The sequence below is a fragment of the Microbulbifer mangrovi genome (genome assembly GCF_002009015.1).
GTDB lineage: Bacteria > Pseudomonadota > Gammaproteobacteria > Pseudomonadales > Cellvibrionaceae > Microbulbifer > Microbulbifer mangrovi.
Window position 1 is genome coordinate 16,361 of record NZ_LZDE01000346.1, and the last position, 25,947, is coordinate 42,307.

Annotated in this window: 20 protein-coding genes; 11 read left to right on the forward strand and 9 right to left on the reverse strand. The window is 56.7% G+C overall.

The window, feature by feature from the left end; all coding sequences use genetic code 11:
• Positions 1-159 precede the first annotated feature (159 nt).
• The 7 genes from rdgC to B4U49_RS17790 form a co-directional block, all read right to left on the reverse strand.
• The gene (gene rdgC / locus B4U49_RS17760) at positions 160-1,152 is read right to left on the reverse strand and encodes a recombination-associated protein RdgC (protein WP_078085951.1); all 993 of its coding nucleotides are present in this window, start codon (positions 1,150-1,152) and stop codon (positions 160-162) included.
• 132 nt (positions 1,153-1,284) lie between these two features.
• Positions 1,285-1,596, reverse strand: a complete 312-nt coding sequence (locus B4U49_RS17765; protein ID WP_078085952.1) for a YceK/YidQ family lipoprotein — start codon at positions 1,594-1,596, stop codon at positions 1,285-1,287.
• Positions 1,597-1,638: 42 nt separating this feature from the next.
• On the reverse strand, positions 1,639-2,277 hold the full coding sequence (locus tag B4U49_RS17770) for an HAD hydrolase-like protein (RefSeq protein WP_078085953.1): 639 nt from the start codon (positions 2,275-2,277) through the stop codon (positions 1,639-1,641).
• Between the two features lie 29 nt (positions 2,278-2,306).
• Positions 2,307-2,774: a Cys-tRNA(Pro) deacylase gene (gene ybaK, locus B4U49_RS17775; RefSeq protein ID WP_078085954.1), complete on the reverse strand. Its 468-nt coding sequence runs from the start codon at positions 2,772-2,774 to the stop codon at positions 2,307-2,309.
• 165 nt (positions 2,775-2,939) lie between these two features.
• Positions 2,940-3,431, reverse strand: coding sequence for a hypothetical protein (locus tag B4U49_RS17780; RefSeq protein ID WP_078085955.1), 492 nt, complete (start codon positions 3,429-3,431; stop codon positions 2,940-2,942).
• A gap of 189 nt (positions 3,432-3,620) precedes the next feature.
• A complete protein-coding gene (locus tag B4U49_RS17785) occupies positions 3,621-5,090 on the reverse strand; it encodes an aminoacyl-histidine dipeptidase (protein ID WP_078085956.1) in 1,470 nt (489 codons plus the stop codon).
• Between the two features lie 136 nt (positions 5,091-5,226).
• Positions 5,227-7,176 (reverse strand): VacB/RNase II family 3'-5' exoribonuclease, encoded by a 1,950-nt coding sequence (locus B4U49_RS17790; protein ID WP_078085957.1) that lies wholly within the window; start codon positions 7,174-7,176, stop codon positions 5,227-5,229.
• A gap of 372 nt (positions 7,177-7,548) precedes the next feature.
• Here B4U49_RS17790 and B4U49_RS17795 point away from each other — a divergent pair, with 372 nt between their 5' ends.
• The 3 genes from B4U49_RS17795 (at position 7,549) to B4U49_RS17805 (ending at position 13,165) form a co-directional block, all read left to right on the forward strand.
• Positions 7,549-8,637, forward strand: a complete 1,089-nt coding sequence (locus tag B4U49_RS17795; protein ID WP_078085958.1) for a Glu/Leu/Phe/Val dehydrogenase dimerization domain-containing protein — start codon at positions 7,549-7,551, stop codon at positions 8,635-8,637.
• A gap of 188 nt (positions 8,638-8,825) precedes the next feature.
• The gene (locus B4U49_RS17800; RefSeq protein WP_078085959.1) at positions 8,826-11,672 is read left to right on the forward strand and encodes a M16 family metallopeptidase; all 2,847 of its coding nucleotides are present in this window, start codon (positions 8,826-8,828) and stop codon (positions 11,670-11,672) included.
• Between the two features lie 170 nt (positions 11,673-11,842).
• On the forward strand, positions 11,843-13,165 hold the full coding sequence (locus B4U49_RS17805) for a metal-dependent hydrolase family protein (protein WP_078085960.1): 1,323 nt from the start codon (positions 11,843-11,845) through the stop codon (positions 13,163-13,165).
• A 60-nt stretch (positions 13,166-13,225) separates the two neighbouring features.
• On the opposite strand, the gene B4U49_RS17810 is transcribed toward B4U49_RS17805, so the two are convergent.
• Complete coding sequence (locus B4U49_RS17810) at positions 13,226-13,948, reverse strand: SIMPL domain-containing protein (RefSeq protein ID WP_078085961.1); 723 nt, start codon at positions 13,946-13,948, stop codon at positions 13,226-13,228.
• A gap of 100 nt (positions 13,949-14,048) precedes the next feature.
• Positions 14,049-15,149: an aminotransferase class V-fold PLP-dependent enzyme gene (locus B4U49_RS17815; protein ID WP_239692699.1), complete on the reverse strand. Its 1,101-nt coding sequence runs from the start codon at positions 15,147-15,149 to the stop codon at positions 14,049-14,051.
• Positions 15,150-15,317: 168 nt separating this feature from the next.
• On the opposite strand from B4U49_RS17815, the gene B4U49_RS17820 reads away from it, so the two are divergent.
• The 8 genes from B4U49_RS17820 (at position 15,318) to iadA (ending at position 25,938) form a co-directional block, all read left to right on the forward strand.
• A complete protein-coding gene (locus B4U49_RS17820) occupies positions 15,318-15,758 on the forward strand; it encodes a VOC family protein (RefSeq protein WP_078085963.1) in 441 nt (146 codons plus the stop codon).
• Between the two features lie 48 nt (positions 15,759-15,806).
• On the forward strand, positions 15,807-16,925 hold the full coding sequence (locus B4U49_RS17825; protein ID WP_078085964.1) for a hypothetical protein: 1,119 nt from the start codon (positions 15,807-15,809) through the stop codon (positions 16,923-16,925).
• A 55-nt stretch (positions 16,926-16,980) separates the two neighbouring features.
• A complete protein-coding gene (locus tag B4U49_RS17830; RefSeq protein WP_078085965.1) occupies positions 16,981-17,655 on the forward strand; it encodes a GntR family transcriptional regulator in 675 nt (224 codons plus the stop codon).
• Positions 17,655-17,963, forward strand: a complete 309-nt coding sequence (locus B4U49_RS17835; RefSeq protein ID WP_078085966.1) for a DUF6122 family protein — start codon at positions 17,655-17,657, stop codon at positions 17,961-17,963. The genes B4U49_RS17830 and B4U49_RS17835 overlap by 1 nt, the downstream gene beginning before the upstream one ends.
• A 135-nt stretch (positions 17,964-18,098) precedes the next feature.
• Positions 18,099-19,514 (forward strand): Type 1 glutamine amidotransferase-like domain-containing protein, encoded by a 1,416-nt coding sequence (locus B4U49_RS17840; protein WP_078085967.1) that lies wholly within the window; start codon positions 18,099-18,101, stop codon positions 19,512-19,514.
• Between the two features lie 759 nt (positions 19,515-20,273).
• Positions 20,274-23,141, forward strand: a complete 2,868-nt coding sequence (locus B4U49_RS17845) for a TonB-dependent receptor plug domain-containing protein (protein WP_078085968.1) — start codon at positions 20,274-20,276, stop codon at positions 23,139-23,141.
• Between the two features lie 81 nt (positions 23,142-23,222).
• Positions 23,223-24,749, forward strand: coding sequence for a putative basic amino acid antiporter YfcC (gene yfcC, locus B4U49_RS17850; protein WP_078085969.1), 1,527 nt, complete (start codon positions 23,223-23,225; stop codon positions 24,747-24,749).
• A 16-nt stretch (positions 24,750-24,765) separates the two neighbouring features.
• On the forward strand, positions 24,766-25,938 hold the full coding sequence (gene iadA, locus B4U49_RS17855) for a beta-aspartyl-peptidase (RefSeq protein WP_078085970.1): 1,173 nt from the start codon (positions 24,766-24,768) through the stop codon (positions 25,936-25,938).
• Positions 25,939-25,947: the final 9 nt, after the last annotated feature.

Here is a 25,947-nt window from a genome sequence, read left to right on the forward strand (position 1 = left end):
TCTTCCTTCCCTGATTGTTATTCTTTGTTGTCCCCGAGTATCTCAAACCTCGATCTGTTTTGCGATTGATGGAATAGCGGCGACCAAGATGCGCTCGGCCATCCATGGCCGTGTCGCGTTACTGCCGTCGGCCTGTCACCGACCAGGGTTGTGGCGCTTTTACACCACTTCTTCCACTTCAGCCGCCAGTTGTTGTTCGCTGTCGGCGCGGGAGGCGCGGGCGACGATTTCGTCTACGCTGGCGGTGTCTGTATTGAGTCCACCGAATGCGGTCAGCAGATCCTTGAGCAGCGCGGAGATCTCCAGGGTCATCACCGAGAATTCGATGTCAAAGCGCTGGGCGGCGTTGTCTGCGTCCGCGTTGTCGGCCTTTTCGGTAACCGCGTCGCTGAACTTCAGGCGCTTGATGGACAGCTGGTCGTCCACCATCAGTTCGACACCTTCTCGCCATATCAGCCCGAGCTTGTGTACCTGCATGCCCGCTACCAGGTGGTTGTGGATCTCCTCTGCACACAAATCCTGGTTTTTACAGCGGATCACACTCCCGGATTCCTGTGGGTCGCGCAGCTCACATTCGTGGCCGAACTCGAAGTTGGGCGGTGCTTCCGGGGCGGTGAGCCAATGGGTCATGGATTGCTGGGGAATATTCTTTGCTGCCAGCGGCACCACGGAGAGGCTACTGATGGCTTCCCGCAGGTTTTCCAGCAGCTCTTCCGCGGCCTTGGCGGAGGAGGCGTTGACCACGATCCAGCCATCCTTGGGGTCGATATAGGCAAATTGCAGTCTGGAACGGGCGAAGGCCTTGGGGCGCATCTCCAGCAAAACCTCGTCTTTGAGATTCTGACGTTCTTTGCGGCCCACACTGCGGGCTTCTTTCTCGGCAATGGCCAGGGCCATCTCCTCGACCCTCTCGTTGATCACCGCTGCGGGGATCACCTTTTCCTGTTTCTTGGCACATACCATCAGGTAGCCGTTGGCAGCGTGCACAAGCTCGCTGCCGTGACGCCCCAATGGCGGTACCCAGCCGTAGCGGGCCATGTCCTGGCTGCCGCAAGGAACGAAGGTGTCCGGTTCCAGCAGTTCGTTCAATTTTTCGGCAGAAAGGGTGAATTCGCGGGTAAGGCGGTAGACGCGCAGGTTTTTAAACCACATACAGCAGGCCAATCGTCGGGTTGAAAATTTGGCCGCGCATTATGCGATGTATGCAACGCGGGAACCAGTCAAAGTCGGGACTGGCGGTTCCCGGTGAGTCTTGCGCAGCCGTATAAAATTTGAGCGCTATGGTTACAGGTCTACGCTGCCTTTCTGGCTTTGTGCGTAAACGGTGTAGGGGAGCGCAACGGTGTCTGTGGCCGCGGAAAATACACTGTCCACCAGATAGATCCCAACCATCGGCAAGAAGTAAATGGAGCTGCCATTGGAGTTCAACTTGCACATGTTGTAAGCAACACCGCTGTATACACGGGGTACACTGACACAGCCAGAGTTTTGCTTTTTCAGGTTGCGGGCAATTTCAGCATCGGAGCTGCTCAGGGTGGTAACAGTGCCGCAGCCGGACAGCGCGATGAGGGACAGAGCAACAAGAATATATTTCACAGGGTTTCCTTTTTGTTGGTATGGGGCTTCGGGCATCAGCAATCAGACAATGTTCAGGATTTCCTCGGGACGGGCGAACAGGTGTGCGGGGGCGTGCTCGTCGAGTTCCGCGCGGGAGCCATAACCCCACAATACCCCGGCACTGGGGAGCTGGTTTTTTGCTGCGGCGGACAGGTCAAAATGGCGGTCGCCGATCATCAATGAGTGCATAGAGATCCTGTTATCTGCCAGCAACCCCTGCAACTGCTGCCACTTGGCAATTCCCACATCGCCGCCGCTCACAAACTCGAAATAGTGATACAGGTCGAATTGCTTGAGGATACGTTCTGCAAAGTCAGCGCGTTTGGAAGTACATACCCCGAGTCGAATACCTCCAGCCTGGCTAAGGCGTTCCAGCATCTCGGTGATACCGGGATACAGGGAATTTTCCGCGTATCCGGTATCCGCATAACGTTCCCGGTATTTGTCTACCAGGGCCCGGATATGGTTGCTGTCTTCCGAGCCGGTGAGCTTGGCCAGGGTAACTTCCAGTGGCGGGCCGATATAGGGCGTCAACTCGCTGGCGGTGCGCGGCGCATAATCGTGAGCGAGCAGCGCGTGATTCATGGAGTTCACAAAGCCTTCTGCCGGGTCGCTCAGGGTTCCATCCAGGTCAAAAAGTAGCCATTGATAAGCAGGCATAAGTCTCCTTACAGGTTTCGTGTGCGACGCTACTGGCAGAGGTTGGCAAAGTTGCCGCGCGTCAGTGCGAGCAGGTCTAGCGGTGTGAGTTCTATCTCAAGTCCCCGGCGGCCGGCGCTAACGAACAGGGACTCATGGGCTTTTGCAGAATCGTGCAGGAATGTAGGCAGGGGCTTTTTCTGCCCAAGGGGACTGACGCCACCGAGTACATAACCGGTGGATCGCTGCACAAGCTGCTTGTCCGCCATTTCCGCTTTTTTGGCACCGGCAGCCCTGGCCATCAATTTCATACTGAGCTGGGATTCCACCGGGATAATCCCCACAGCGAGCTGCTTCCCGTCAAGGCTCACCACCAGAGTCTTGAAGACTTGTGCAGGATCTAGCTGTAACTTTGTCGCAGCTTCAAGTCCATAGGACTCGGCGCCCGGATCGTGGGCATATTCGTGAATAGTGTGACGAATCTTGGCCTTCTTGGCTGTGTTGATAGCGGGTGTCATACTGTGTGGGTATCAGATTTTTTCCCATTTTGTCTTTAATAGCCTGGGAATACAAAATGCGCAGATTTTGTCGTAAAGAAAGTGCTTGGCGGTGGCTTTCCTGATCCGGAGCATTATTAGCTCCGGTCCTTCAGGCTCATTCACTGTCGAGGCTGGATGCAGACGCTAAAACTGATACCCGAGATGTATCCCGATAAACGTCCCGTTCCTGAAATAGCTTCTTACATTGTCTTTACGGTACTGCTTTCCGATATTGGCACCCGCGAGAAAACCGGACTGACTGGCGCCACTGAAGTAATACGTGTAATTGCCGTACAGCGCCACTTCATATCCGTCCTTTCGGACAGTGGGTTCATCCAGCCCGAAATAGCCCGCTGGATAGTAAGCATTGCCGCCGTCTACGGTCCGGGTTCTCAAAGCAATCCCGAGTCCATGCTTTTCATTCAGGGCGCGCTCCCAGCCCAGTGTCAGGCCGATGTCTGAATCGTCGATGTGGGCGAGACCGGCTCCGGCATAGAAGATGTCATCATTTGCTTTTACCGAGTATTTCAAGCCGGCGAATCCGCCGTATGGTGTGCCCATGCCAATTGCGATCTTGGATTCATTGGCCATTGCGATACAGGGAAAGAGAGCGAAAAGCAGGTAGAGTGCTTTCATGGTAGGGGGTGTCCTTCGCGTTGTTATCGACGGGATAGGACTGGTGTTTTGGATTTAAGTTCCGTTGAAGGTTTTTGTCGGGGAATTAAATTCCTATTTGGGGCGGTGCGAAGATCCTGTTCTCAGGCTTTGATCCACATGCGGCAGATACAAAAAAGCCCGGCATTGAGGCCGGGCTTGGATGCGCTATCAGCGCTCTGGAATGGCCTCGACCACCTTCAGGAAATAATCCCAGAAGTTGCCCACGCTTTCGATATGTACCCGCTCTTCCGGTGAGTGGGCGCGGCGGATGGTGGGGCCGAAGGAAACCATATCCCAGTGGGGATAGGGCTTTGCCAGCAGGCCGCACTCGAGGCCCGCGTGAATCACTTTGACTTCCGGATCTGTACCTTCCATCTCCTTGTACACGTCTTTCATCAGTGCCAGCAGTGGGGACTGCATATTCGGAGTCCAGCCCGGGTAGGCGTTGTCCAGGGAAGCGTCGGCGCCGGCGAGTTCAAATGCCGCCGCAACGTTGAGACCGTGCTGGTCGCGGGCGCTGTCGGAGAGGCTGCGCACCAGGCACTGGATACGCACGCGGCTGGTGCCGTCTTCGGTCTCTGTCACTACCCGCGCCAGGTTATTGGAGGTATCTGCAATACCGTCCAGTGCGGTACTCATGCGTTCGACCCCGTTGGGGCAGGCGCGCAGTGCAAGGATCAGTTTGCGCTGGCTGGCACTGTCCATAACACTTTCGGGCGCTTCGCACTCGTCCAGGGCGACATCCAGTTTGGCTTCATTATCGAGCTCTGCCTTGATGATCGCGATTTGCTGCAGGGCAATCTCCATCAGGCGTGCTGCATTGCCTGCAGGTACCGTGATGACCGTGAAGGACTCGCGCGGAATGGCATTGCGCAGGCTGCCGCCATCGAGGGTTGCGATACGCAGGGCATCCAGTTCGGTTTGCGCTGCGTCGACAATGCGGTTGGCTATTTTGTTGGCGTTGCCGCGGCCCTTGTCGATATCCAGCCCGGAGTGGCCGCCGCGCAGGCCGCGCACGCTCAGCTTGAATGCTTTGTGGTCTGCAGGTACTGGTTCGGCGGTGTAGGGCAGTGCGACATTCACGTCTACGCCGCCGGCGCAGCCCACGTAGAGTTCACCTTCGTCTTCGGTGTCCAGATTAAGCAGCAGCTCTGCTTCGAAGTGACCTGGCTGCAGGTTCTTGGCGCCGGTCATGCCCGCTTCTTCATCGATGGTCAGCAGTGCTTCGAGCGGCGGGTGGGGAATGTCAGTCGATTCCAGCAGCGCGAGAATGGCAGCGACACCGATGCCGTTATCCGCGCCCAGGGTGGTGCCCTCGGCAGTTACCCACTCGCCGTCGATGTAGGGTTTGATGGAATCTGTCAGGAAGTCGTGATCCGTGTCCGCGTTTTTCTGCGGCACCATATCCACGTGGCTCTGCATTGCCAGGGTTTTGCGGTCTTCCATACCCGGTGTGGCGGGTTTTTTGATGATGATATTGCCGATCTGGTCCAGCTTTGCATCGAGGCCGCGGGCATTGGCAAAGTCCAGGATATACGCCACCACCTTGTCTTCATGCTTGGAAGGGCGGGGGATTTCACACAGCTTGGCAAAGTGTTTCCACAGGGGCTGCGGGTTGAGTTCGGCAATGGTCGACATGGTGGTTCCTTGATCTTGACCGTGGATAGATAAATCCGGATGGGCCGGAGACGGCCGCGGAGCTTTTGGCTCCACAGCTGGAAGTCTAGTCTGGGGGCGAGTGATACCGGTCACCCGGTATCACGGGTTAGCGAGATTACTCGGCACTGGTAATTTCGGAGACAAGTTCGAACGCAATTCGACGTTTTTCGGTATCGACCGCGGCCACCTTCACCTGCACCTGTTGATCCAGCTGGAAGGTCTCTTCGCCGCGGGTGATGCGCAGGCGTTTGCCATCGAATTCGAACGGATTCTTTTTGCTGTTGAAGCGGACAAACCCGTTGATGCCGAAGTCATCCAGGCGCACACCGATACCGGCGCCGTTGACCAGGGTGATGGTGCCGCTGAAGTCCTCGCCGGTTTTCCCTTCCAGGAACTGGCAGAACAGCCACTGCTGCAGGGCGCGATCTGCCTGGCGGCCCGTGCCGACGCTTTGCTGCAGGGCTTCGCTTTGCGCATCGTTCAGGGTGGGTCGGGCCTCTCCCAGTTGTGCAGCGCGCAACACCCGATGGTTGTGCAGGTCGTTAAATTTGCGGATCGGTGAGGTAACGGTCGCATAGTGTGCCAGGCCGAGTCCCAGGTGCGCTGCGGCACTATTGCTCAGTTCGCCCGGGCGCAGCATGCGTTTCAAAACTGCGAGTACGTTGTGCATCTCGGCGTCGCTGTGGGATTCCAGCGCTTTGACCAGCTTCAGGTACACATCCAGCTGGTGCAGATCCTGCTCCGCGTATTCAGGCAGGGTGTCCTTCAGAAGTGAGCGGATTTCTGCCATGCGTTCGTCGCGGAAACCGAGATGGATGGAGAAACAGCCTCCACCAAGCTCGGCGAGTTTTTCACCGGCACAGATATTTGCTGCCAGCATAGCTTCTTCCACCATGCGCTGGGCGGCGGTGCGATGCTGTTTTTCAATGCGCTCGATCTTGCGATGGTCATTGAGGATCAGGTCGTAATCCGGACGGTCTTCCATCACCAGGGAGTGACCGGCGCGATATGCAGCGCGGGCCTTACTCAGGGCATCCAGGTGGCGCAGGCTGTCGTGTTGCTCTGCGGGTGCGGCAGATGCATCGCCCTCGATGAATTGTGCTACCTGGGCATAGCTCAGCTTGTGCTGGGAGCGGATGGCGGCAAACTCGTAATCAAAGCCGGTCAGAGCACCATCTTTACCAACTTCAATTCGCATCACCAATACCGGGCGGAGTTCCCCGGCGATCAGTGAGAAGCTGTTTTCGCACAGGTTGGCAGGCAGCATGGGCAGGGTTTCGCCTGCGAGGTAAACACTGTTCGCTCGTTTGCGGGCTTCTTTATCCAGCGCAGAACCGGCTTCGATCAGGCTGGAGGGGTCGGCCACTGCGATATGCAGGGTCCAGCCATCGCCGGATTCGGTGACGGCAAGGGCGTCATCCATATCCTTGGTGGTTTCTGCATCAATGGTGACAAAACCCAGATCGGACAGGTCTTTGCGCTCGGCACAGAGCGCTTCCAGTTGAGCCGGGATGGATTCCGCCTGCGCCAGTGCTTCCTTTCCAAACTGGTTCGGCAGTTGGTACTGGGCGACCACAAAGGCGTGCTCGATACCGGCGTTTTCCGGCTTGCCGATCACGGTTTCAACTTTTGCCTGGGATTTCCCGTCCTTGAACGGGTGGCGGGTGATCGAGCAGGCGATGAATTCACCCGGCTGTGCTTTGCCGCGGGCCTTCGGGGGCAGGAATATCCAGCGCGACAGACCGTGTTCGCTGGGCTGGATGAAGTGGCCCTGGCCGCGCTGCACGTACTGGCCCACCAGATACTTGAGGTTGGACTCGACCAGCTGATCAAGCTCTGCGGAGAGTTTGCCCTTGTCCTCTTCGGTCAGGCTGACCTTTACCCGATCCCCGGGAAATACCCGGTCCATTTCCGCCGGTGGCAGGAATGCCTCGCGCCCGTCGTCCAGCACCACGAACCCGAATTTTCCGCTGCTGCCACGCACGCGCCCTTCGGCGAATTCCTTGGTGGAACGGATGTCGGTCTTCAGCTGGGACAGCTGTTTCAGGGCGTCGGCGTTGAGCATGGAAGTTTCTCTGTTACTCGGGGTAAGTCTGTTAGGGCGCGGATTCTACCAGACGGACGGTGACAGGCCAGCGCAGTCGCCATTGGCTGGTGATCGAGGTGACGCGGGGGCAGCCTGTGGGGCGGGGCACCAATCTTGTGCAAGAAGTGACCAGTGCGCCGATTTGGTTTTCGCGGGTGTTCTCATCCCAAAATAATTAGAAAATTAGGATGAGTTCAATACTTAACGGTCTATGGCTGCAAAGAATGCAATGCCCGTAAGTGCCCAGTGGCTATATTCTAAGAGCCTACAATAAAACACGGTTGCGGACAGAGCTGACACAATCGGCCGCGTCTGGCGCCGACGTAAAACCGGCCTCCGGAGAGGATTGTTATGAGTATTTTTTCCCACCCCGCCTACGATAACCACGAAGAAGTCGCCTTTTATCACGACGCAAAAAGCGGCCTGAAAGCGATTATCGCGGTGCACAACACCAATCTGGGGCCGGCACTGGGTGGTTGTCGCATGTGGCCCTATGCCGACGACTCCGAAGCGCTCAACGATGTTCTGCGTCTGTCACGTGGAATGACCTACAAATCTGCCATGGCCGGCCTGAAGCTGGGTGGCGGCAAGTCCGTAATCATCGGCGATCCGCGCAAAGAGAAAACCCCCGAACTGCTGCGCGCGATGGGTGACTTCCTCAATACTCTGGGTGGCCGCTACATCACTGCGGAAGATTCCGGCACCAGTGTTGCCGATATGAAAATCATCGCTGAGCGCAGCAAATTTGTTTCTGGCGTAATCGCCGGTCAGGAACACGGTGGCGACCCGTCTCCGTCCACTGCCTATGGTGTGTTTGTGGGCCTGAAAGCCGCGGTTGCACACCGCTGGAACCGTACCGACCTGAACGGCCTGAAGGTTTCCATCCAGGGTGTGGGCAATGTGGGATTCCGCCTGGGCAAATTGCTGAAAGAGGCGGGCGCGGAACTGTATGTTACCGATATTTTCCAGGACAACGTCGACCGCGCAGTAAATGAGCTGGACGCCACTGCTGTTGGAGCCGATGAAATTTTTGACCTGGACGTGGATCTGTTTGCGCCCTGTGCTCTGGGTGCAATCCTCAATGACAACACCATTGATCGCCTGAAAGTCGGCGTCATCGCCGGCGCGGCCAACAACCAGCTGGCCGAAGAGCGCCACGCGCAGGTACTGAAAGAGAAAGGCATCCTGTACGCGCCGGATTACGTGATCAACGCCGGTGGCATCATCGATGTTTACTACCAGCAGATGGGTCAGGAGCTGGGTGAATACAGCGCTGAGCAGGTGAAGGCCCATATCGAGACTATCGGCACCACCATGGAAGAAGTTTTCCAGCGCGCCGATGAATCGGGTGAGACCACTGCCCATGTTGCCGACCGTATCGCTGAAGAGCGTTTCGGCCACAAGGATGCACTGAACAACGCAGACTCCGCGGCGGCTTGAAAGGATCGTTGATCGGCCACCTCTTTAAAGTTTCAGAACATTGGAACACTAAGGCCGCCCTGCGGCCAAATGATTTTCTCTGGCGATGACATCGTCTCTCTGTGAAGTATATTTCGGGCGCCACGGCGCCCGTTTTTTTTGCCTACACTTGCCTGCATTGAACGGATGCAAATTCAGGATAAGTGACAATGAAAATGCGAAGTGCCCTGGGACCCGTCGGCTTGTTCATCCTATTGATGCTTGCGGGGATGAGCGGTTGTGATCGGCACGAGGAGGGCGGTGAACGTTCCGAAAATGTGCACAAGGCCCTGCGCATGGATAAGGAAGCTGCCGCCAGTAGCAAAGCTGCAGCCAGTGGTAACGGTGCTTACGTCCAGCCCCCCAAAATGGAGTTGCCATACCACAAGGAAAAGCTAAAAAACGGCCTTACAGTGATCGTGCACGAGGACGACAAGGCACCGGTTGTGGCCGTCAATATCTGGTACAAAGTCGGGTCGAAAGATGAGACCCGTGGCAAAACCGGATTTGCCCATCTGTTTGAACACCTGATGTTCAATGGTTCGGAGAACTTTCCCGGCGAGTACTTCGAACCTTTCCAGCGCTCCGGTGCCACCGATATGAATGGCACTACCAGTAACGATCGCACCAATTACTTTGAAACCGTGCCTGTGGGTGCGCTGGACATGACGCTGTGGATGGAGTCCGATCGGATGGGGCACTTCAAGGGGGCCATCAGCCAGGAAAAGCTCGATGAGCAGCGTGGGGTAGTGAAAAACGAAAAACGCCAGGGAGAGAACCGTCCCTACGGTCAGGCATTTGACCTGATCGCCGCCAATACTTTCCCCTCAGACCATCCATATTCGTGGACCACAATCGGGTCCATGGAAGATCTCGACGAGGCCAGCCTGGACGACGTCAAGCAGTGGTTTTCCGATTACTACCAGCCCGCCAATGCCATTCTCGTTATCGCCGGGGATATTACGGTCGACGAGGCAATGAAAAAAGCACGCGAGTATTTTGGCGATATTCCCAGCACCTCGGTTCCGGACGAACTCAAGAACTGGGAGCTGCCAATACAGGTCAATAAGCGCCTGGTCACCACGGATCAGGTACCGCAAACCCGTATTTACAAAGTGTGGAATGTGCCGGCGATTGGCAGTGAGGAAGAAGACGCGCTGGACCTGCTTACCTCACTGCTGGCCAATCGTAAAAATTCCTTGCTGTACCGGCGCTTGGTACGGGATGAAAAGGTGGCTACCAGCGTCAGCGCGTTTTATTACGCGCGCCAGCTCGCCGGGCAGGTCATCGTGATAGTGGATGTGAAGCCGGGTCAATCGGTGGAGCACGTCGAGAAGCTGCTTGATGAGGAGCTGCGCGAGTTTGCCAAGACCGGTGTGAGTGAAGAGGAATTGCGCCGCATCAAACAGAGTGAGTTTGCCAGCCTGGTCAAAGGGCTGGAGAAAATCGGAGGCTTTGGCGGCAAAACCGATCTGCTCGCCCGATCGGAGTTTTATTACGATGACCCGGGAGCCCTGCTAAAGGGAATTGAAGACTACGCCAAGGTGACCGCGGACGATGTGCAGGATGTGGCGCACAAGTGGCTTAAACCCAATCATTTCACCATGATCATCACGCCGAAAGAAAAGTTCGCGGTTACCGGTAAGGATGTGGATCGCAGTGAATTGCCGGCGGTGGACAAGACGGTTGAGCTGGATCTTCCGGAGCAACAGTCCTTCACCCTGGATAGCGGCCTCAAAGTGGTTCTGGCTGAGCGGCACGATACTCCGGTGGTGTTTATGAGTCTGCAATATCGCAGCGGCGCCTCCGCTGATGGCGAACAACCGGGTCTGGCATCGGTGGTGGCGCGTATGCTGAGTGAAGGCGCGGGAGATTTTGACAGCCTCGCCTTCAGTGCGCGTCAGGAAGAGCTGGGCGCAACTATCGGCGCGGGCAGTGGCCTGGATTACAACACACTCAGTTTCAGTGCCCTGAAAACCCAGCTCGAGCCGTCGCTGGAGTTGTTTCGGGATGTGATTTCCAGTCCCCTGTTTCCGGAGGAGGATCTGGCCCGGGTGAAGTCCAACTGGCTGGACTCTATCCGCCAGGAAGAGGCGCAACCCCAGGGGCTGGCTATGCGCAAGCTGCCGCCGTTGCTGTTTGGGGAAAATCACCCCTACGGCGCACCGCTGACTGGCTCCGGGACGCCGGAGGCAGTCAAGTCTATTACCCGCGAAGACCTGGTGAATTTTCACAAAACCTGGCTGAGACCGGATAACGCGCAGCTGACAGTTGTGGGGGACGTTACCAGGGATGAGATTCAGAAGTTGCTGAACGATACCCTCGGCGGTTGGGATGCGCCGAACGATCCGCTACCGGCACTGGAAATACCGGTGGTACAACGCCCGGAAAAAGCGCGTATTTTCCTGCTCGACCGGCCGGGTGCACAGCAGAGTTATATTATGGCCGGGCTGGTTATGCCACCGTGGCAACCCGAAGGGGCTGAGGCGTTTGAGGCGATGGCCTCAGCCATTGCCGGCAAATTTACCTCGCGGGTCAACATGAACCTGCGCGAAGACAAACACTGGTCTTACGGCGCGCGCGCGGTGTCTCTGGATACCGAGGCGCAGCGGCCGTATATCGTCTTCGCACCCGTGCAGACCGATAAGACCGCACCGGCGATGCAAGAGCTGCTCAAAGAGTACAATGCGTATTTAGGCAAACGGCCGATAGAAGAAAGGGAGCTGAAAGATTATCAGGACGATGAAGTCCTGAAGCAGAGTGCACGCTTCCAGACCAAAGGGCAGCTGTTATCCAGTATTGCCTGGCAGATAGAGAAGGGGTTGCCCGCGGAATATATCGCCAACTACCCGCAGCGGGTCAGCGCATTGACCAAAGAGCAGGTGGAGGCGGCGGCCAAAGAGTACCTTGCGCCAGGGCAATTCACCTGGATGGTGGTGGGTGACCTGAGCCAGATTCAGAAGCCCATCGAGGAGTTGGGCATCGGTGAGGTAGAGGTGCTCCCGGCGGCTGAATAGTGGATCTTCGTGCAGTTGTAAAAGCCCGGCCCTATGTGTCGGGCTTTTTTTATGGCCGCTGGATACGGTAAATTGGGTTGCCGCGGCGCACCGAGCTCATGCCGACCGATGCCCGCGAGTGACACAATAAACAGGGCATGTCCCAATTCGCCCGAAAAACTGGATACTTCATGATCACACCCAAAAACATTTCAAAGCCTGCGAAAGGTGTATTTCACGGCCTACTGGGATTGTGCCTGGTGGCATTTGCCTCCCTGGTTCAGGCAGAGAATATTGCTGTCCACGCCGGCTGGTTGTTCGATAGCGAGGACGGGCGCCTGCTCGAACAGCGCACGGTACATGTGGTGGATGGCAAGGTGGAATCGGTAGAGCGGGGGTTTACCCAGCGCGATGGCGAGCGCGTGATCGACCTCAGCGGGTTTTCCGTATTGCCGGGGCTGATGGATATGCATACCCATCTGGCCTACGAATATGGCCCGCGTACCTATACCGAAACCTTTACCTGGAACCCGGCGGATTACACTCTGCGTGCGGTCAATACCGCCGAGCGCACGTTGATGGCCGGGTTTACCACGGTGCGGGATCTGGGCGACAACAGCAATGTCACGGTCAGTCTGCGCAATGCCATTAATCGCGGTGAGATTGTGGGGCCCAGGGTGTTTACCGCAGGCAAGTCTATTGCTACCACCGGTGGCCATGCAGATCCCACAAACGGTTATCGCCACACGCTGATGGGAAGTCCTGGACCGGCAGAGGGTGTCGTCAATGGTGTCGCCAGTGCCCGCCAGGCGGTGCGACAGCGCTACAAGGACGGCGCGGACCTGATCAAGATTACCGCAACGGGCGGCGTGCTGAGTGTGGCAAAAAGTGGACAGAATCCTCAATTCATGGAAGATGAAGTTGAAGCGATTGTCGCCACCGCAAAAGACTACGGGTTTACCGTAGCGGTACACGCCCACGGCAAAGAAGGTATGGAGCGGGCGATACGTGCGGGGGTGGATTCCATCGAGCACGGCACTTACATGGACAACAAAACCATGGCGCTGATGGTCGAGCACGGCACCTGGTATGTACCGACCTTGATGGCTGGCGATTGGGTGACCCAGAAGGCCGCCATCGATGGGTTCTTCCCGGAGATGGTGCGCAGTAAGGCCGCGAAGATAGGTCCGCTGATCCAGGACACCTTTTATCGCGCGCACCGCAAGGGGGTGAAAATCGCCTTTGGCACCGACACCGGTGTCAGCCGTCACGGAGACAATGCCAGGGAGTTTTCTTTGATGGTACAGGGTGGGATGAGTCCGGCAGATGCCATCCGCGCGGCCACCTGGAATGCGGCGCAACTGCTCAATGCCCAGGATGAACTGGGTAGCGTGTCGGCTGGCAAGTGGGCGGATATGGTGGCAGTTGCGGGCAACCCGCTGGAAGATATCTCCAGTCTGGAGCGGGTGCGTTTCGTGATGAAGGGCGGGGAGGTTTACAAGCAGCCTGAATAAGTAGCGATAAAAAATCCCGGCATTTGCCGGGATTTTTTATGCGAGCCTGTCACAGAAAATTTATTTTTCCAGCTCAAACACCAGTTCCAAGTTCACTGAAACACTGCTCTCGCCCGGTGCGATGGGGGTGCTGGCGCTATCCTTGGCGGCCGCCATTTCCATGCGGGCCATCGGTCGCGGCATACCGCCGTGGCTGCCTTCAGAAATGCTCACAATTCTGCGGATCTTGGTGCCCAGGGATTCAGCGTAGGATTCCGCACGAGCCTGAGCCTGCTCGAGTGCTTTTTCGCGCGCCTTTGCCAGCAGGGGCTCGGGTTCGCCAATCGAGAAGCTGGGGCCGTGTATCTGGTTGGCACCTGCAGCGGCCATTGCATCGATCACTGCACTCAGCTCATCCAGCTTGTGCACGGTAATGCTGACGGTGTTGCGCGCCTGGTAAGCGATAATCTTGCGCTCGCGGTTAGGCTGGTAATCGTAGCGTGGATTGAGGCTGATACCGCTGGTTTGCACATCTTTATCCTCAATGCCGGCCTTCTTGATTGCCTGCATCAAGGCTTCCATCTGTTTCGCGTTGGCCTGCATTGCCGCATTGCTGTCATCGGCCTCGGTCACGACGCCTGCGGACAGGTTGGCGATATCGGGCGCCTGGCTTGCCTCTCCCTGTGCAGAGATTGAAATCAGAGTGCCCGCGGTGCGGCTTTTATCGTCACTGCCGCAGCCAGTGGTGAAGGCGACAAGTCCGGCCAGCAGGCCAGCGGTAAATAGTTTCAGGGTTCTTTGCATGGCCAATCCTTAATATTGCCAGTGATACTTCATAGCTGCTTCTGAGCTATTGTGTCTATTGTTACGCTGTGAAGATGAATATCAGGTGAATGGTGACAAGTCATTGGCTGAATATTCGCGCAAATGTTTCGCCTTCCGGGTGGTAGAGGGCGAAACCGAGTCGCAACAGCTGTTGTCGGCGATCGCACAGCACATTTTTTTCGCGCAGCTGTGCCTGCAGAAATTCCGCGTTTTCCGCACTGCCGCAACGGAAGGTGAAGAAATGCCCGTGACCATTTTCCAGGTCGTGGGCAATCAGGTTCTCACGATTCAGCAGCGGGTGCTGAGCGGCATCCATCGCGGCGAGAAAGCGGCACTGGTTTTGCTGCACATGTGCGTGTATGGCATCGACGCTGATACCCTCCTGGTGGTACAGATCCAGTACCGCAAGCGCCTTGTAGAGGGGAGAGTAGTCCATGGTGGCGCCGGCGAAACGCAGCCAGTCGTTGCCAAAGCCCACACCCTCCGTGCGGTTTTCCAGTTCTGCCATTTCCGCGAACCAGCCGGTATTGAGCGGCCGCAATTGGCAGTTGCGCGGAATGCTCATAAAGCACATACCCTCGCCCGCGCCCAGGTATTTATACGAGCCCGCGGTATAGAACACCTTGTCGGCGATGGCGCTGAGGTCGGTGGGGCGGGCGAAGAAAGCGTGGTAGCCGTCAATGACCATCTCGGTACTTTCCGGTTTGCGCGCGGCCAGCTCCAGCAGACCGGGAAAGGCCACGCCGGAATCGAAAAAGACCTGACTGGCATAGGCGATCTGGTAGTCCCCGCTATGAAGTGCCTGCTCAAAGCGCTCGGTCAGGGAGTCAAAAGGTTGTGTAGGAATGCGGTGCACCTCCACGGTGGGCAGTTCCTCCAGGCGCATCAGCTGGCGGGCGAAGCTGTAGAACTCTCCATCCGTGGTGAGGATACGCAGTGGCCGGCTCAGGTCGAAAGCGCTGAGCAGCCGGTAGATCAGCTCGTGGGTGTTGGGCGCGAGGGCAATCTGTGCCGGATCCGGCAGGTTCAGGGTACTTGCTATACCGCGCTGGAAGGCCGGTATCTTTTCTCCGAAGATCTTGTCCCATTTGCTGTCTGCCATCTCGGCGGCGTCCTGCCAGTAGGCATTGACAGCGTTGAGGGTCACGTCGGGCCAGTAGTGGTGGGAGTGACACGCCATGTGCAAAACTGGTAAGTCGCAATCTGGTGAGGCCGCCTTTTGGGCTGCCTGTAAAAACTGTCGATAGTATTTTTGGTACATTTCGCTCTGGTAACTTTGTGGCGGGTGGCTAAAGTAGTCATCCTGATTGATGTACTGGGATTGTAATCCCCCAAAGGAGGCGATGCAGTGGAATATTTGCACACTATGGTGCGAGTCACCGACCTTGAGAAATCTCTGGAATTTTATTGCGACAAACTGGGCCTGTACGAGGTCACTCGCAATGATTACGAGAAAGGACGTTTTACCCTGGTATTTCTTGCCGCCCCCGGCGATGCAGACACCGCTAATGGTGACAAGCGTCCATGCCTCGAGCTCACCTACAACTGGGACCCGGAAACCTATTCCGGCGGCCGCAACTTCGGCCATCTGGCATACCGCGTGGACAATATCTATGAAACCTGCCAGCGACTGATGGATATGGGGGTGACCATTAATCGACCACCCCGCGACGGTCACATGGCTTTTGTGCGCTCACCGGACAATATCTCCATTGAGCTGCTGCAGAAGGGCGATGCGCTCGAGCCGCAGGAGCCGTGGGCGTCAATGGAAAACACCGGCGAGTGGTAATCACTAGCGAGCGGTAATCACGAAAGACAGTAGTTTGTGGGCGCAAAGATGGCGAAAGCGAAAAAATTCGAGAATTGTGTTGTGCTGGCCGGGGCCAGTGCCGCGCGCAGGGTACGCGAGGAAGGCCTGCAGCAGCAGATGGTGTCCACCCTGGTGGGCGCGTCCGGTGGCCCCAAGTGGTTGTCTATCAGCCAGCTTGACCGTGTGCTGATCGGTGAATTTTTTCGCGGCCGCAAGGAGCCCATCGCGACATTAGGGTCTTCCATCGGCAGTTTCCGCAATATGTGCTACGCCACGTCAGATCCCATGGCTTCTCTGGAGAAACTGGAATATGGGTACGTAAACCAGACCTATGCCAGTGAGCGCCCCACGCCGGGGGAGATTACCGCTGCCGGCGAGAAAATCCTGCTCGATGTGCTGGGCGAGGAGGGTGCAGCCCAGGTGGCGGCCAATCCCGTGTGGCGCAGCCATTTCGTCACCGTGCGCGGACGTGGCCCCCTCGGCAGCGATAACAAGGCGGTGCTGGCGCCGGCGCTACTGGCATCGGCACTGGCCAATGCCGTGAGCCGTCGGACCCTGCGGGCCTTCTGGGACCGGGTTGTGTTCCATTCCGGGGAGGCGCCCTCCGTTGCATTCCGTAATCTCTCCACGGTCAATACCCCGCTCAGTGCGGAAAATGTGTGTCCGGCCGTGCTGGCATCGGGCTCCATCCCGCTGGTGATGGCCGGTGTACCCACCCCGACCGGGGCGCCGGCGGGTAATTACCGGGATGGTGGCATTACCGACTACCATTTCGACCTCGGCTTTGAGCATCCGCAGGGGCTGGTGCTGTATCCGCACTTCTTTCCCTACATGGTGCCGGGCTGGTTCGACAAGAGTTTCCGCTGGCGCTGGGTGCGCGGTGGGGCCATGGACAATGTGATTCTGGTGGCTCCCTCTCCAGCCTGGGTGGCCAAGTTACCATTCGGCAAGATCCCTGATCGGGACGATTTTGTGAAGCTCTCCACCGAGGAGCGCCTCAAATACTGGAATGCTGTGACTGAGGCCGGCAAGCAGGTAGCGGAGGATTTCTTTGAAATGTGGCAAACTGGCGCCATTGCCGATGCATTGATCGCAGTCGGCAGCGACCAGGCGCCACACAAACTGGCCCTGGCGATGTCTGCCTGAGGCGCGCGGCGCGCACCTGCGGGCGCTTTTCGATACCAGTATTACGGGGCTGCCTTTGACAAACGCCGAGTTTACCGAGCCGCAGGAAGAGTTTCGCACCACCCAGGAGCGTGTCTACTATCAGGTGCGCGACGCCATATTGCGCGGCCAGTTCCTGCCGGGCAGGGCGATTACCATTCGCGGTCTCGCCGCCGATCTGGATTGCAGTCCGATGCCGGTGCGCGAGGCGCTGCGTCGACTGACCTCCGAGCGCGCGCTGGAGCTGTCGGATACCCGCCGTGTCACCGTGCCCACCATGACCCGTGAAAAGCTGGATGAAATCTGTGCAGCGCGGGTGGCTCTGGAGTGTCAGGCCGCGGCCCAGGCACTGCCATTCGTCGGTGAGGAAGAGCTGGCGGTACTGAAGGCCCTGGATGATCGGGTAACCGCCTCCCTGGATAAAAACGACATCCAGGAATACGTCACCGCCAACCTCGAGTTCCATTTCACTCTCTATCGTCTCGGCCGACCGCACATCATCCTGTCGCTGATCGAAAGTCTGTGGCTGCAGACCGCCCCGCTGCAGCATCTGGTATTTCAGCGTTTTGGTGTACAGGAGTTACCGGATCGACACCAGGACCTGATTGCCGCCATCGCCAGTGGCCATGAGCAGAAGGTCCGCACCGCCATACGCCAGGATATCGAAGAGGGCCTGGGTTCCATTTCCGCCGAAGAATTGATGCCGTCTTGATGTTCAGCTATATCCATATTGTTTTACATGTCCTGGTTCCACTGGCACTTGCGTGGTTTTTCTTTCGCGATGATTGGAAGAAAGCGGCACTGGTGATGCTGGCAGCCAATCTGGTAGATCTCGACCATTTACTGGCTTCCCCGATTTACGATCCAGGCCGCTGCAGCATCAATTTTCATCCCCTGCACAAAATGTTCCCCATCTCTTTTTACGGGGCCATGATGTTTTTACCCTGGAAGCCGGTACGCTGGCTGGGTATTGGTCTGGTCACGCATATGCTGCTGGATGCACTTGACTGCGGACTCTGATTCGCGCTGCAAACTGTTCTGTTTTTTCCCAAACTTGACTGTTTTTTCCCGTCGACCCCGAATTCAATGTTCGGGGTCGATCCCTTGGGTACCCTTGCGTGGCAATAAAAATAAACAAGCCTCAAGGAGCCAATCATGGGAAGTAAACTGATACCCGTATTGTTGTTTTCCGTATTTAGTCACGGCGCTTTTGCCTGCGTGTCCGCGGAAAGTGAATCGAATGACGCCGAGTCCGATGCCGATGGCCCTCTGTGTTCTACCCAGGCTGTCGCAGGCAATATCGCCAATCGCCGCGATCAGGACTGGTACTACTTCAATATCGATTCCCCCGCGAATCTGGATATTTCCCTGGATCATGCCAGTGGCGATGATTTCGATTGGCACCTGTACGACGTGTCCCAGCGACTCTACAGTGCGGAAACCGGCGATCGGCCTGAAGCCGCCAGTGTTTATGTAGATGGAAACGGCCTGTATACACTCAAGGTGACTCGCTACAGTGGCCGTGGAGATTACACCCTCACCGTGGATGGCATCCCCGATACCGGGAGCAGCAGTGGTGGTGGAAGCAGCAGCGGTGGCAGTAGTGGCGGCAGCAGCGGCGGTGGAAACTGCGAGCTGGGAGCGCGCCCCGATAAGCCTGGCGGCCTCACCCGGTATATCACCGGCAGCGAAGCGGACATTTGTGTGGAGCAGGGTGCAGGTGGCCTGCTGGTAATGGGGGGCGGCAGCGATGTGGATGCGGCCTTTACGCGCAGGGTTGAACCGTTGATAGGCGGTGGCGACGTTGTGGTACTGCGTACCAGCGGCAGCGATGGCTACAACGATTATCTGATGGGTTTGCTAAACGCCGACTCTGTGGAAACTCTCATTGTGGATCGCCCGCAATACGCCAATGATGACTATGTTACCTGGGCGGTGAATTCTGCGGAGTTTGTATGGATCGCCGGTGGAGACCAGTCTGACTATCTCAATCAGTGGCAGGGTACTGCGCTGCATCAAGCGCTGGATCAGGTTATGGCCCGTGGCGGGGTGCTGGGTGGTACATCGGCTGGTGCCGCCGTGCAGTCAGAATCCATCTATGATCCCGATGGTGTACTCGGCGCCTATTCGTCGGAGGCGGTCACCGACTTGTGTCACGAATACATCAATATCTCCTCGGATTTCCTGAGCACCAACATCATGCAGGGCGTGATTGTCGATACCCATTTTAGCGAGCGCGATCGCATGGGGCGGCTGATGGCATTTATGGCGGGCTTGCCCACGGGTATCCAGGGTATTGGTGTCGATGAAGCGACGTCTATTTTCTTTACCCCGGATGGCAGCGGCATCGTAGATGGCAGCGGCAATGTCTATATTTTGCAGGAAGACGGGCAGACATCCAGAACCCAGGCTCAATGTGGCTTACCGGTCGTTTATGAGGATGTGTTGCGATACAAGCTCAGTGAATTTGACCAGTTCAATATCTCAACCGGAGCGAGTACTGTTTCGCCCAAGCGCGTGGGAATAGACGGTCGATCGTCCAACTTTTACCTGAATCAGCCCTACCAGTAGCCGGCTACCTTCTCGAGCATTAAAGTGTGGGTAAGCCTGAAAGGCCGGGAAGGTTGTTTCTTCCTGGCCTTTTTTTGTGGCCTGAAATTCCGGTTGTTTCCACGAAAGAAAGCGTTTCATTGAATCGGGGATGTTGCAGTTAATTCGGCTGTCCCGTGTATTTAAGTGCAGATAAAATTGCTCTGCGGAAATGCTTTACAGTATTTTTTCAGCGTGATAAAAATTAGGTCAAGATTGGCTGGTAGGTGTAACAGCGGCTAATCGGGCTTCAATCATCAAGCGCAAAGTGCAAGGCATATAGAGCAAAATGAATAATATTGCTGCCATTGAGCGCTGCTCTTCCAACTACTACCTCAGCGAGTGGTTTGACGAGTAGCTTCCCCGCCTCGGTTTAACCGGGGGCTCCGCATTTTCTGGGCTTTCCTGTCTGGTTTCTCCTGCCTAGTGTTACGGATGTTCTGTGCGAACGTTTTCGTATCCAAAAGCAAATCCAAGATAGCCATAGCCACTAAAAATGTATGCGGGCGCAAGGAAGCTATAAGTCGGATTTTCCGTTCTTAAATCTCCTACCCAAATTACTGTGCCAGTTCGTCGCGCATTTGCGCGCGTCGTTCGCGCTGCCTGGTGATTGGGTTGTACTGCAATGCCGCCGGTTTTCTTCCTGTACGAAATCGCCAGATGTCGATGAGCGGCGCTGGCCAAAACTGAAGATCACAGAGAACCAATAGAGACAGGAACCAGGTTCCTGGAGGGCATAAAATGGATAACAGAACCCAGCTGAAGAAATCGCCTTTAAGCAACGCCGTAAAAATGGCAGTCGGTTATTCCCTGATGGGTAGTAGCGCGCTTGTTATGGCGCAGGGAGTGGCGCAACCGGCGGAGTCCACCGTAGAAGAGGTGGTGGTTACCGGTACCCACATCAAAGGCCTGGATACCGAGGGCGCGGTACAGGTAGTGCAGATCAACCGCGACGATATCGAAGCCTCCGGGGCAACGTCGGCGATCGAAATATTGCAGCAGTTGAGCCAGACTGGTGGTGGCAGCGGTACCTTTTCTACAGCAACTGGTGGGCCGCTATCCAGCAATACCCCGGTCGGTGCAGCGGGTGTTTCCCTGCGTGGGCTGGGTGCCAGTTCCACCCTGGTACTGGTCAACGGCCGCCGCGTATCCGTCAGCTCATTTGCCAAGGGGCAGGAGTCCTTCGTCGATGTAAACTCCATTCCCCTGTCTGCTATCGAGCGCGTGGAGGTATTGCCCAGTGGCGCCGCTGCTACCTATGGCGCTGATGCTGTGGCGGGCGTGGTGAACTTTGTACTGCGCGAAGATTTTACGGGTAATGAAGTCACGCTGACGCACGGTAATTCCACCGCTGGCAGCGATGAAGGCAAGTACAACCTGAATTGGGTGTGGGGCCGCGAGGGCGAACGCAGCCATACCATGGTGGTGGTGGACCTGTTTTCACGCAATGCGATGTACGACCGCGACCGTAAATTGACCGCGAACTCCGTGCGCCCGAGCCAGCAGGGGATTTACCCCAGCTTCAATGATTTCTATTCGATGTACTACGATCAAACCCAGTCTCCCGAGGAAGGCGGTTGTCCTGCGGATCAGTTTGGCTTTGGTGATTTCGGTGAATACTGTGCGTTCAATACCAACGCGATTGCTGCGACTCAGGATGAGTACGAAAGTGCGAGCGTAGTAGGTACCTTCAATTACGACATTTCTGATAACCTCGAGTGGTTCAATACCTTGATGCTGCAGACAACAGCATCTCGCGGTACGTCTTCTCCTGCCAATTTTTCACGAGCGCCCTTTGATCCGGAGAGCCCGCTTTGGCCGGAGCAATTGAAAGCGGATATCGTGGAAGAGGGTTCTTTCAGTCCTGACGCGCCTACCAGTGATTTTTCGGATTTCTATGGCTATCCGATTTTTGCCTACGGAAAGTTCCCGGATGCAAGGGCGGTTGAAGTCGAGTCCCGGTCGACGCGTCTGGTAACGGGCTTGCGCGGCGAGTTGTCCAATTGGAACTGGGAAGTGGCGGCCAATCTGGGACGCAGTGAATCGGAACAGCGTGGCATCTCTGGCCTTTACAACTCCGAAGCTTTTTACAACGCCAGCCTGGGCAACTTGTGTACTGACGGTACGGTAGTGAATCGTTGGGACCTGGATCTGGTGCGTCCTAGCGCGAGCTACGGGGCGGGCGAAACCTGTGAAGATGTTGGTAAAACTACCGCATGGTACAACCCGTTCAATGGCCAAGCTGAGCAAGTGGATGCCATTGACGAGTTTGTCCGAACCGATGCCAAGCGCAGTGGTAAATCCAGTCTTTACGCGATCGACGGAAATATTTCCGGAAGCTGGATTGAGCTTCCTGCCGGTGCGATTCAGGTGGCAATTGGTGGTGAATTCCGCCGCGAGACCGTTAACGATATGCCGGCTGCCGATGCAGTATCAACGACCTATAACCCTGAGCCGATTCTCGGATTCAGCTCCACTTCCGCCAATGCCTCGCGGAACCAGTGGGCAGTGTATACCGAGCAGATGATTCCGCTGGCGGCAACTACCGAGCTCCAGTTGGCACTGCGATATGACTATTACGACAGTTTCGGTGGAGACGCCAACCCGAAGGTTGCGCTGCGCCACGCATTTAACGATGCAGTTATTTTCCGCAGTAACTGGTCTACCTCGTACCGAGCGCCTTCGCTGGCACAGGTGGGTGCTGGCACCTTGCTGTCCAGCTATACCGTGGATTGTGAGGCGACGCCGGGTGCCTGTGGCGGTGACTCCACTGCCGATGGTCAGTCTTTGCTGTCTGAAGATGTGAGCAATGACGACCTGAAGCCCGAAACCGCCACTACCTGGGGTGCTGGCTTCCTGCTCAAGCCAACGGAAGATACCGAGATCAGTATTGACTACTGGAATATCGAGCATGAAAACCTGATCGGCATTGAGCAAGACGACTTTATTTTACGTGCACTGGCGGGAGAGTATCCGATAGTGGAGGCCGGTGAGCTGGTGCCCGGTCAGCCTGGCCTGGAAGTCATTGGAAATATTGTTGTGGATGCCCACTTCCAGTTGACCAATCTGGGCTGGCAGAAGACCAGTGGTGTTGATCTTGCCTTTACGCAGCACCTGGATACCGAAAATTGGGGCAGCTTTCGTTTTACGTTGGATGGAACCTATATGGCGCAATTTGACAAGCTGCCATCAGAGGTCTCCGGCGTGATCAGCGAGGCTGGTGAGTACACCTATCCGCGCTGGCTGGCAAACAGCTCCCTGCGCTGGCGCTACGAGAACTGGTCTTCCACCCTGAGTGCAAGATATACCCACAGCTATGCCGATGATCCGTCCCAGCGCACCCTGGATGCATTGATGGAGCCGGGTGCTGAGTACTTCCTGTCAAAAGTAAACATGGATGAAAACGGCGGAGTGGAAGTCGACAGCTGGATGACCTTTGACCTCAGCGTTAGCCGAGACTTCGACAGCGGTAGCTGGCTAAGCCTGCAGGTCAAAAACCTGCTGGACGAAGAGCCACCTCTGGTGCTGGGTACCAGTGCTAACGTGGATAACTTTAACCATAACGCCATGGGACGGTTCTATACCCTGAGTTACGGCCACGCGTTCTGATCGGCGTCTCACAGGAGCTGATCCCGGCGGGCGCGCAGTTTGCGCCCGCCAACCCTTTTTCTTTTACTGCGGTGTATTCCTATGCAGACAAGCGATACCCATTCCTCCTGCGCTGATGTTGCGGGTGCAGAGGGACAATCGGTGAACAAAACCTGGGCAATGCCAGATACTTATCTGATTTTGCTGGCGGTAGCACTGTTGGCTTTCGCTCTGAACTTCCTGATTCCCGCAGGTACCTTCGAAACCGTCACGCAGGTGGTCAACGGTGTCGAGCGCAGTGTAATTGATCCGCAAAGCTACCAGAGAGCATCGGATGAACCGGCGGGTATGTCGCTGTTTGCCGAGGGCGGTGGTATCGGGTTCCTCAACTTTGCCTTCGAGGGCATGGTGTCCGGTAGCAAGTGGGGAGCATCCATCGGTGTATTTGCGTTTATTCTCCTTACCGGTGGCGCATTCGGTCTGATATTTGCCAGTGGCTCTGTAGAGCGCGGCCTGTTCCAGGTAATTGCGCGCAATCGCGATGCCGGGCACTGGTATCTCGCGATTCTGTGCTTTCTGTTTTCCCTAGGGGGCGCTGTCTTCGGAATGGGGGAGGAGGTGATTCCTTTTACCCTGATAGTGGTGCCACTTTTGGTCTCCATGGGGTATGACAGTATCACCGCGCTGCTGGTGACCTATGTTGCCACACAGGTGGGTTTTGCCACCTCGTGGATGAACCCGTTTGGTGTGAGTATTGCCCAGGGAATTGCCGGCGTCCCCCTGATGTCCGGTAGCGGCTTGCGTATGGCCCTGTGGCTGCTGGCGACCTGCGGGCTCGCGGGATACACGATCTATTACGCGCGTCGCGTACAGCAGCAGCCCTCTCGCTCTCTCGCCTATGAATCTGACCGCGTGTTTCGGGATAAAGCGGTTTCCGCAAACGCCCTGCAGACCATGGTGCGGGGTGATGGCTGGGTGTTGTTGCTGTTCTGTGCCGGCATTGCCTGGATGATCTGGGGCGTGGTGGAACGCAGCTATTTTCTGCCGGAAATTGCCAGCCAGTTTTTTACGCTGGGTATCGTCATTGCGGTGGTCGCCATCGGGTTCGGGCTCAATGGCCTGACCCCGAACAAGGCTGCTGCCGCGTTCAAAGAGGGGGCTCAGCAGTTGCTGCCTGCCGCCATGGTCGTGGCATTTGCCAAGGGGATTGTACTGCTACTGGGCGGTGATGACCCCCAAGGGGCCAGTATCCTGAATACGATTCTGCACTCCGCGGGCAACAGCCTTGCGGACGTGTCTGGTGCTGTCTCAGCCTGGTTTATGTTGGCTTTTCAGACGGTATTCAATTTCTTTATTACTTCCGGATCCGGCCAGGCGGCGTTGACCATGCCGATCATGGCGCCGCTCGCGGATGTGGTGGGAGTCACGCGACAGACGGCGGTGCTCGCATTCCAGCTCGGCGATGGGCTGACCAATATAGTGGTGCCCACCTCTGCGGCGCTGATGGGTTGCCTGGGTGCGGCGCGTTTGGACTGGGGCATATGGGTGCGCTTTGTGCTGCCCCTGCAGGGAATGTTGTTCCTGTTTGCGTCGCTCGCGGTGCTGATCGCCGCGGTATCCGGTTTTTAAATTTTAAGCAGTTTTTATGTCTCAAATCACTCTGATTAAAAATGCGGAAGTTTTCGCCCCGCGCAGCCTCGGCCGATGTGATGTCTTGGTGGCCGGAGATCGTGTGGCAAAGATCGACCAGCATTTGACCCTGCCGGAATCTGTCGGCCAGGTAGTAGATGCCGACGGTGCCTGGTTGATGCCGGGCCTTGTTGACACCCTGGTGCATATCAGCGGCGGTGGCGGCGAGGGCGGGTTTGGCTCACGTACACCGGAACTGGATGTGCGGGATGCGATTGCCGCGGGTGTAACCACCGTTGTGGGCGCGCTAGGTACGGATGCGACTACCCGCACCCTGAATGAACTGTTCGGCAAGGCCAAGGCCCTTGAGGCGCAGGGTATTACCTGCTTTATGCAAACCGGTTCCTACCAGGTGCCGGTGAATACGCTGACCGGCAGCGTACGCAGCGACATCATGCTGGTGGACAACATTATCGGTGTCGGCGAACTCGCCATATCCGATCATCGTTCTTCGCATCCCTCACGGGATGAGCTGGTTCGTATTGCGGCGGACGCACGGGTTGCCGGCCTGTTGAGTGGGAAGGGCGGTGTGATCAGCGTGCACGTGGGCGATGGTGCGGGGCGGCTGCAGCCGCTGTTCGATGTGGTGGAACATTCTGAGATCCCCATTTCCCAGTTTTATCCCACGCACATGAATCGCAATACTTCGCTACTGGAGCACGGTGTGGAATTTGCCCGTGCCGGTGGTTTTATCGACTTCACAACTTCCACGACTGAAGAGATTCTGGCCAGCGGCGAACTGCGCGCGAGCCAGGCGCTGGCAATGGCGTTGGAACAGGGCGCTCCAGTGGATCAGTTGACGTTTTCCTCCGATGCCCAGGGATCGCTCACAAATTTTTGTGATCTCGGCGAGCTGCGAGATATGGAAGTGGGTGCCATCGCCAGTCTGTTTGAGGAGTTTCGTAGTGCGGTACTGCACGAAAAGGTAGAAATCTCCCGGGCACTACAGGTGGTGACCAGTAACCCGGCGCGGGCCCTGGGGCTCAAGCGCAAAGGCCAGGTTGCAGCGGGACGCGATGCCGACTTGATTCTTGTCGATCCGCAACGCTTTCAGATTACGCACGTGATGGCGAAGGGACGCTGGCAGTTGTTTGATCGCCAGCCCCAGTCCGTGGAGCGTTCCGACTAACCTCTGGGG

Excerpts from the sequence above, each read along its gene's own strand:
- B4U49_RS17780 (WP_078085955.1), bottom strand. The coding sequence starts at position 3,431 with ATGAAAGCACTCTACCTGCTTTTCGCTCTCTTTCCCTGTATCGCAATG.
- B4U49_RS17825 (WP_078085964.1), top strand. The coding sequence starts at position 15,807 with ATGGCGAAAGCGAAAAAATTCGAGAATTGTGTTGTGCTGGCCGGGGCC.
- yfcC (WP_078085969.1), top strand. The coding sequence starts at position 23,223 with ATGCAGACAAGCGATACCCATTCCTCCTGCGCTGATGTTGCGGGTGCA.
- B4U49_RS17800 (WP_078085959.1), top strand. The coding sequence starts at position 8,826 with ATGAAAATGCGAAGTGCCCTGGGACCCGTCGGCTTGTTCATCCTATTG.
- B4U49_RS17840 (WP_078085967.1), top strand. The coding sequence starts at position 18,099 with ATGGGAAGTAAACTGATACCCGTATTGTTGTTTTCCGTATTTAGTCAC.
- B4U49_RS17835 (WP_078085966.1), top strand. The coding sequence starts at position 17,655 with ATGTTCAGCTATATCCATATTGTTTTACATGTCCTGGTTCCACTGGCA.
- B4U49_RS17785 (WP_078085956.1), bottom strand. The coding sequence starts at position 5,090 with ATGTCGACCATTGCCGAACTCAACCCGCAGCCCCTGTGGAAACACTTT.
- B4U49_RS17810 (WP_078085961.1), bottom strand. The coding sequence starts at position 13,948 with ATGCAAAGAACCCTGAAACTATTTACCGCTGGCCTGCTGGCCGGACTT.
- B4U49_RS17770 (WP_078085953.1), bottom strand. The coding sequence starts at position 2,277 with ATGCCTGCTTATCAATGGCTACTTTTTGACCTGGATGGAACCCTGAGC.
- B4U49_RS17845 (WP_078085968.1), top strand. The coding sequence starts at position 20,274 with ATGGATAACAGAACCCAGCTGAAGAAATCGCCTTTAAGCAACGCCGTA.
- B4U49_RS17805 (WP_078085960.1), top strand. The coding sequence starts at position 11,843 with ATGATCACACCCAAAAACATTTCAAAGCCTGCGAAAGGTGTATTTCAC.
- B4U49_RS17790 (WP_078085957.1), bottom strand. The coding sequence starts at position 7,176 with ATGCTCAACGCCGACGCCCTGAAACAGCTGTCCCAGCTGAAGACCGAC.
- ybaK (WP_078085954.1), bottom strand. The coding sequence starts at position 2,774 with ATGACACCCGCTATCAACACAGCCAAGAAGGCCAAGATTCGTCACACT.
- B4U49_RS17815 (WP_239692699.1), bottom strand. The coding sequence starts at position 15,149 with ATGGCGTGTCACTCCCACCACTACTGGCCCGACGTGACCCTCAACGCT.
- B4U49_RS17795 (WP_078085958.1), top strand. The coding sequence starts at position 7,549 with ATGAGTATTTTTTCCCACCCCGCCTACGATAACCACGAAGAAGTCGCC.
- iadA (WP_078085970.1), top strand. The coding sequence starts at position 24,766 with ATGTCTCAAATCACTCTGATTAAAAATGCGGAAGTTTTCGCCCCGCGC.
- rdgC (WP_078085951.1), bottom strand. The coding sequence starts at position 1,152 with ATGTGGTTTAAAAACCTGCGCGTCTACCGCCTTACCCGCGAATTCACC.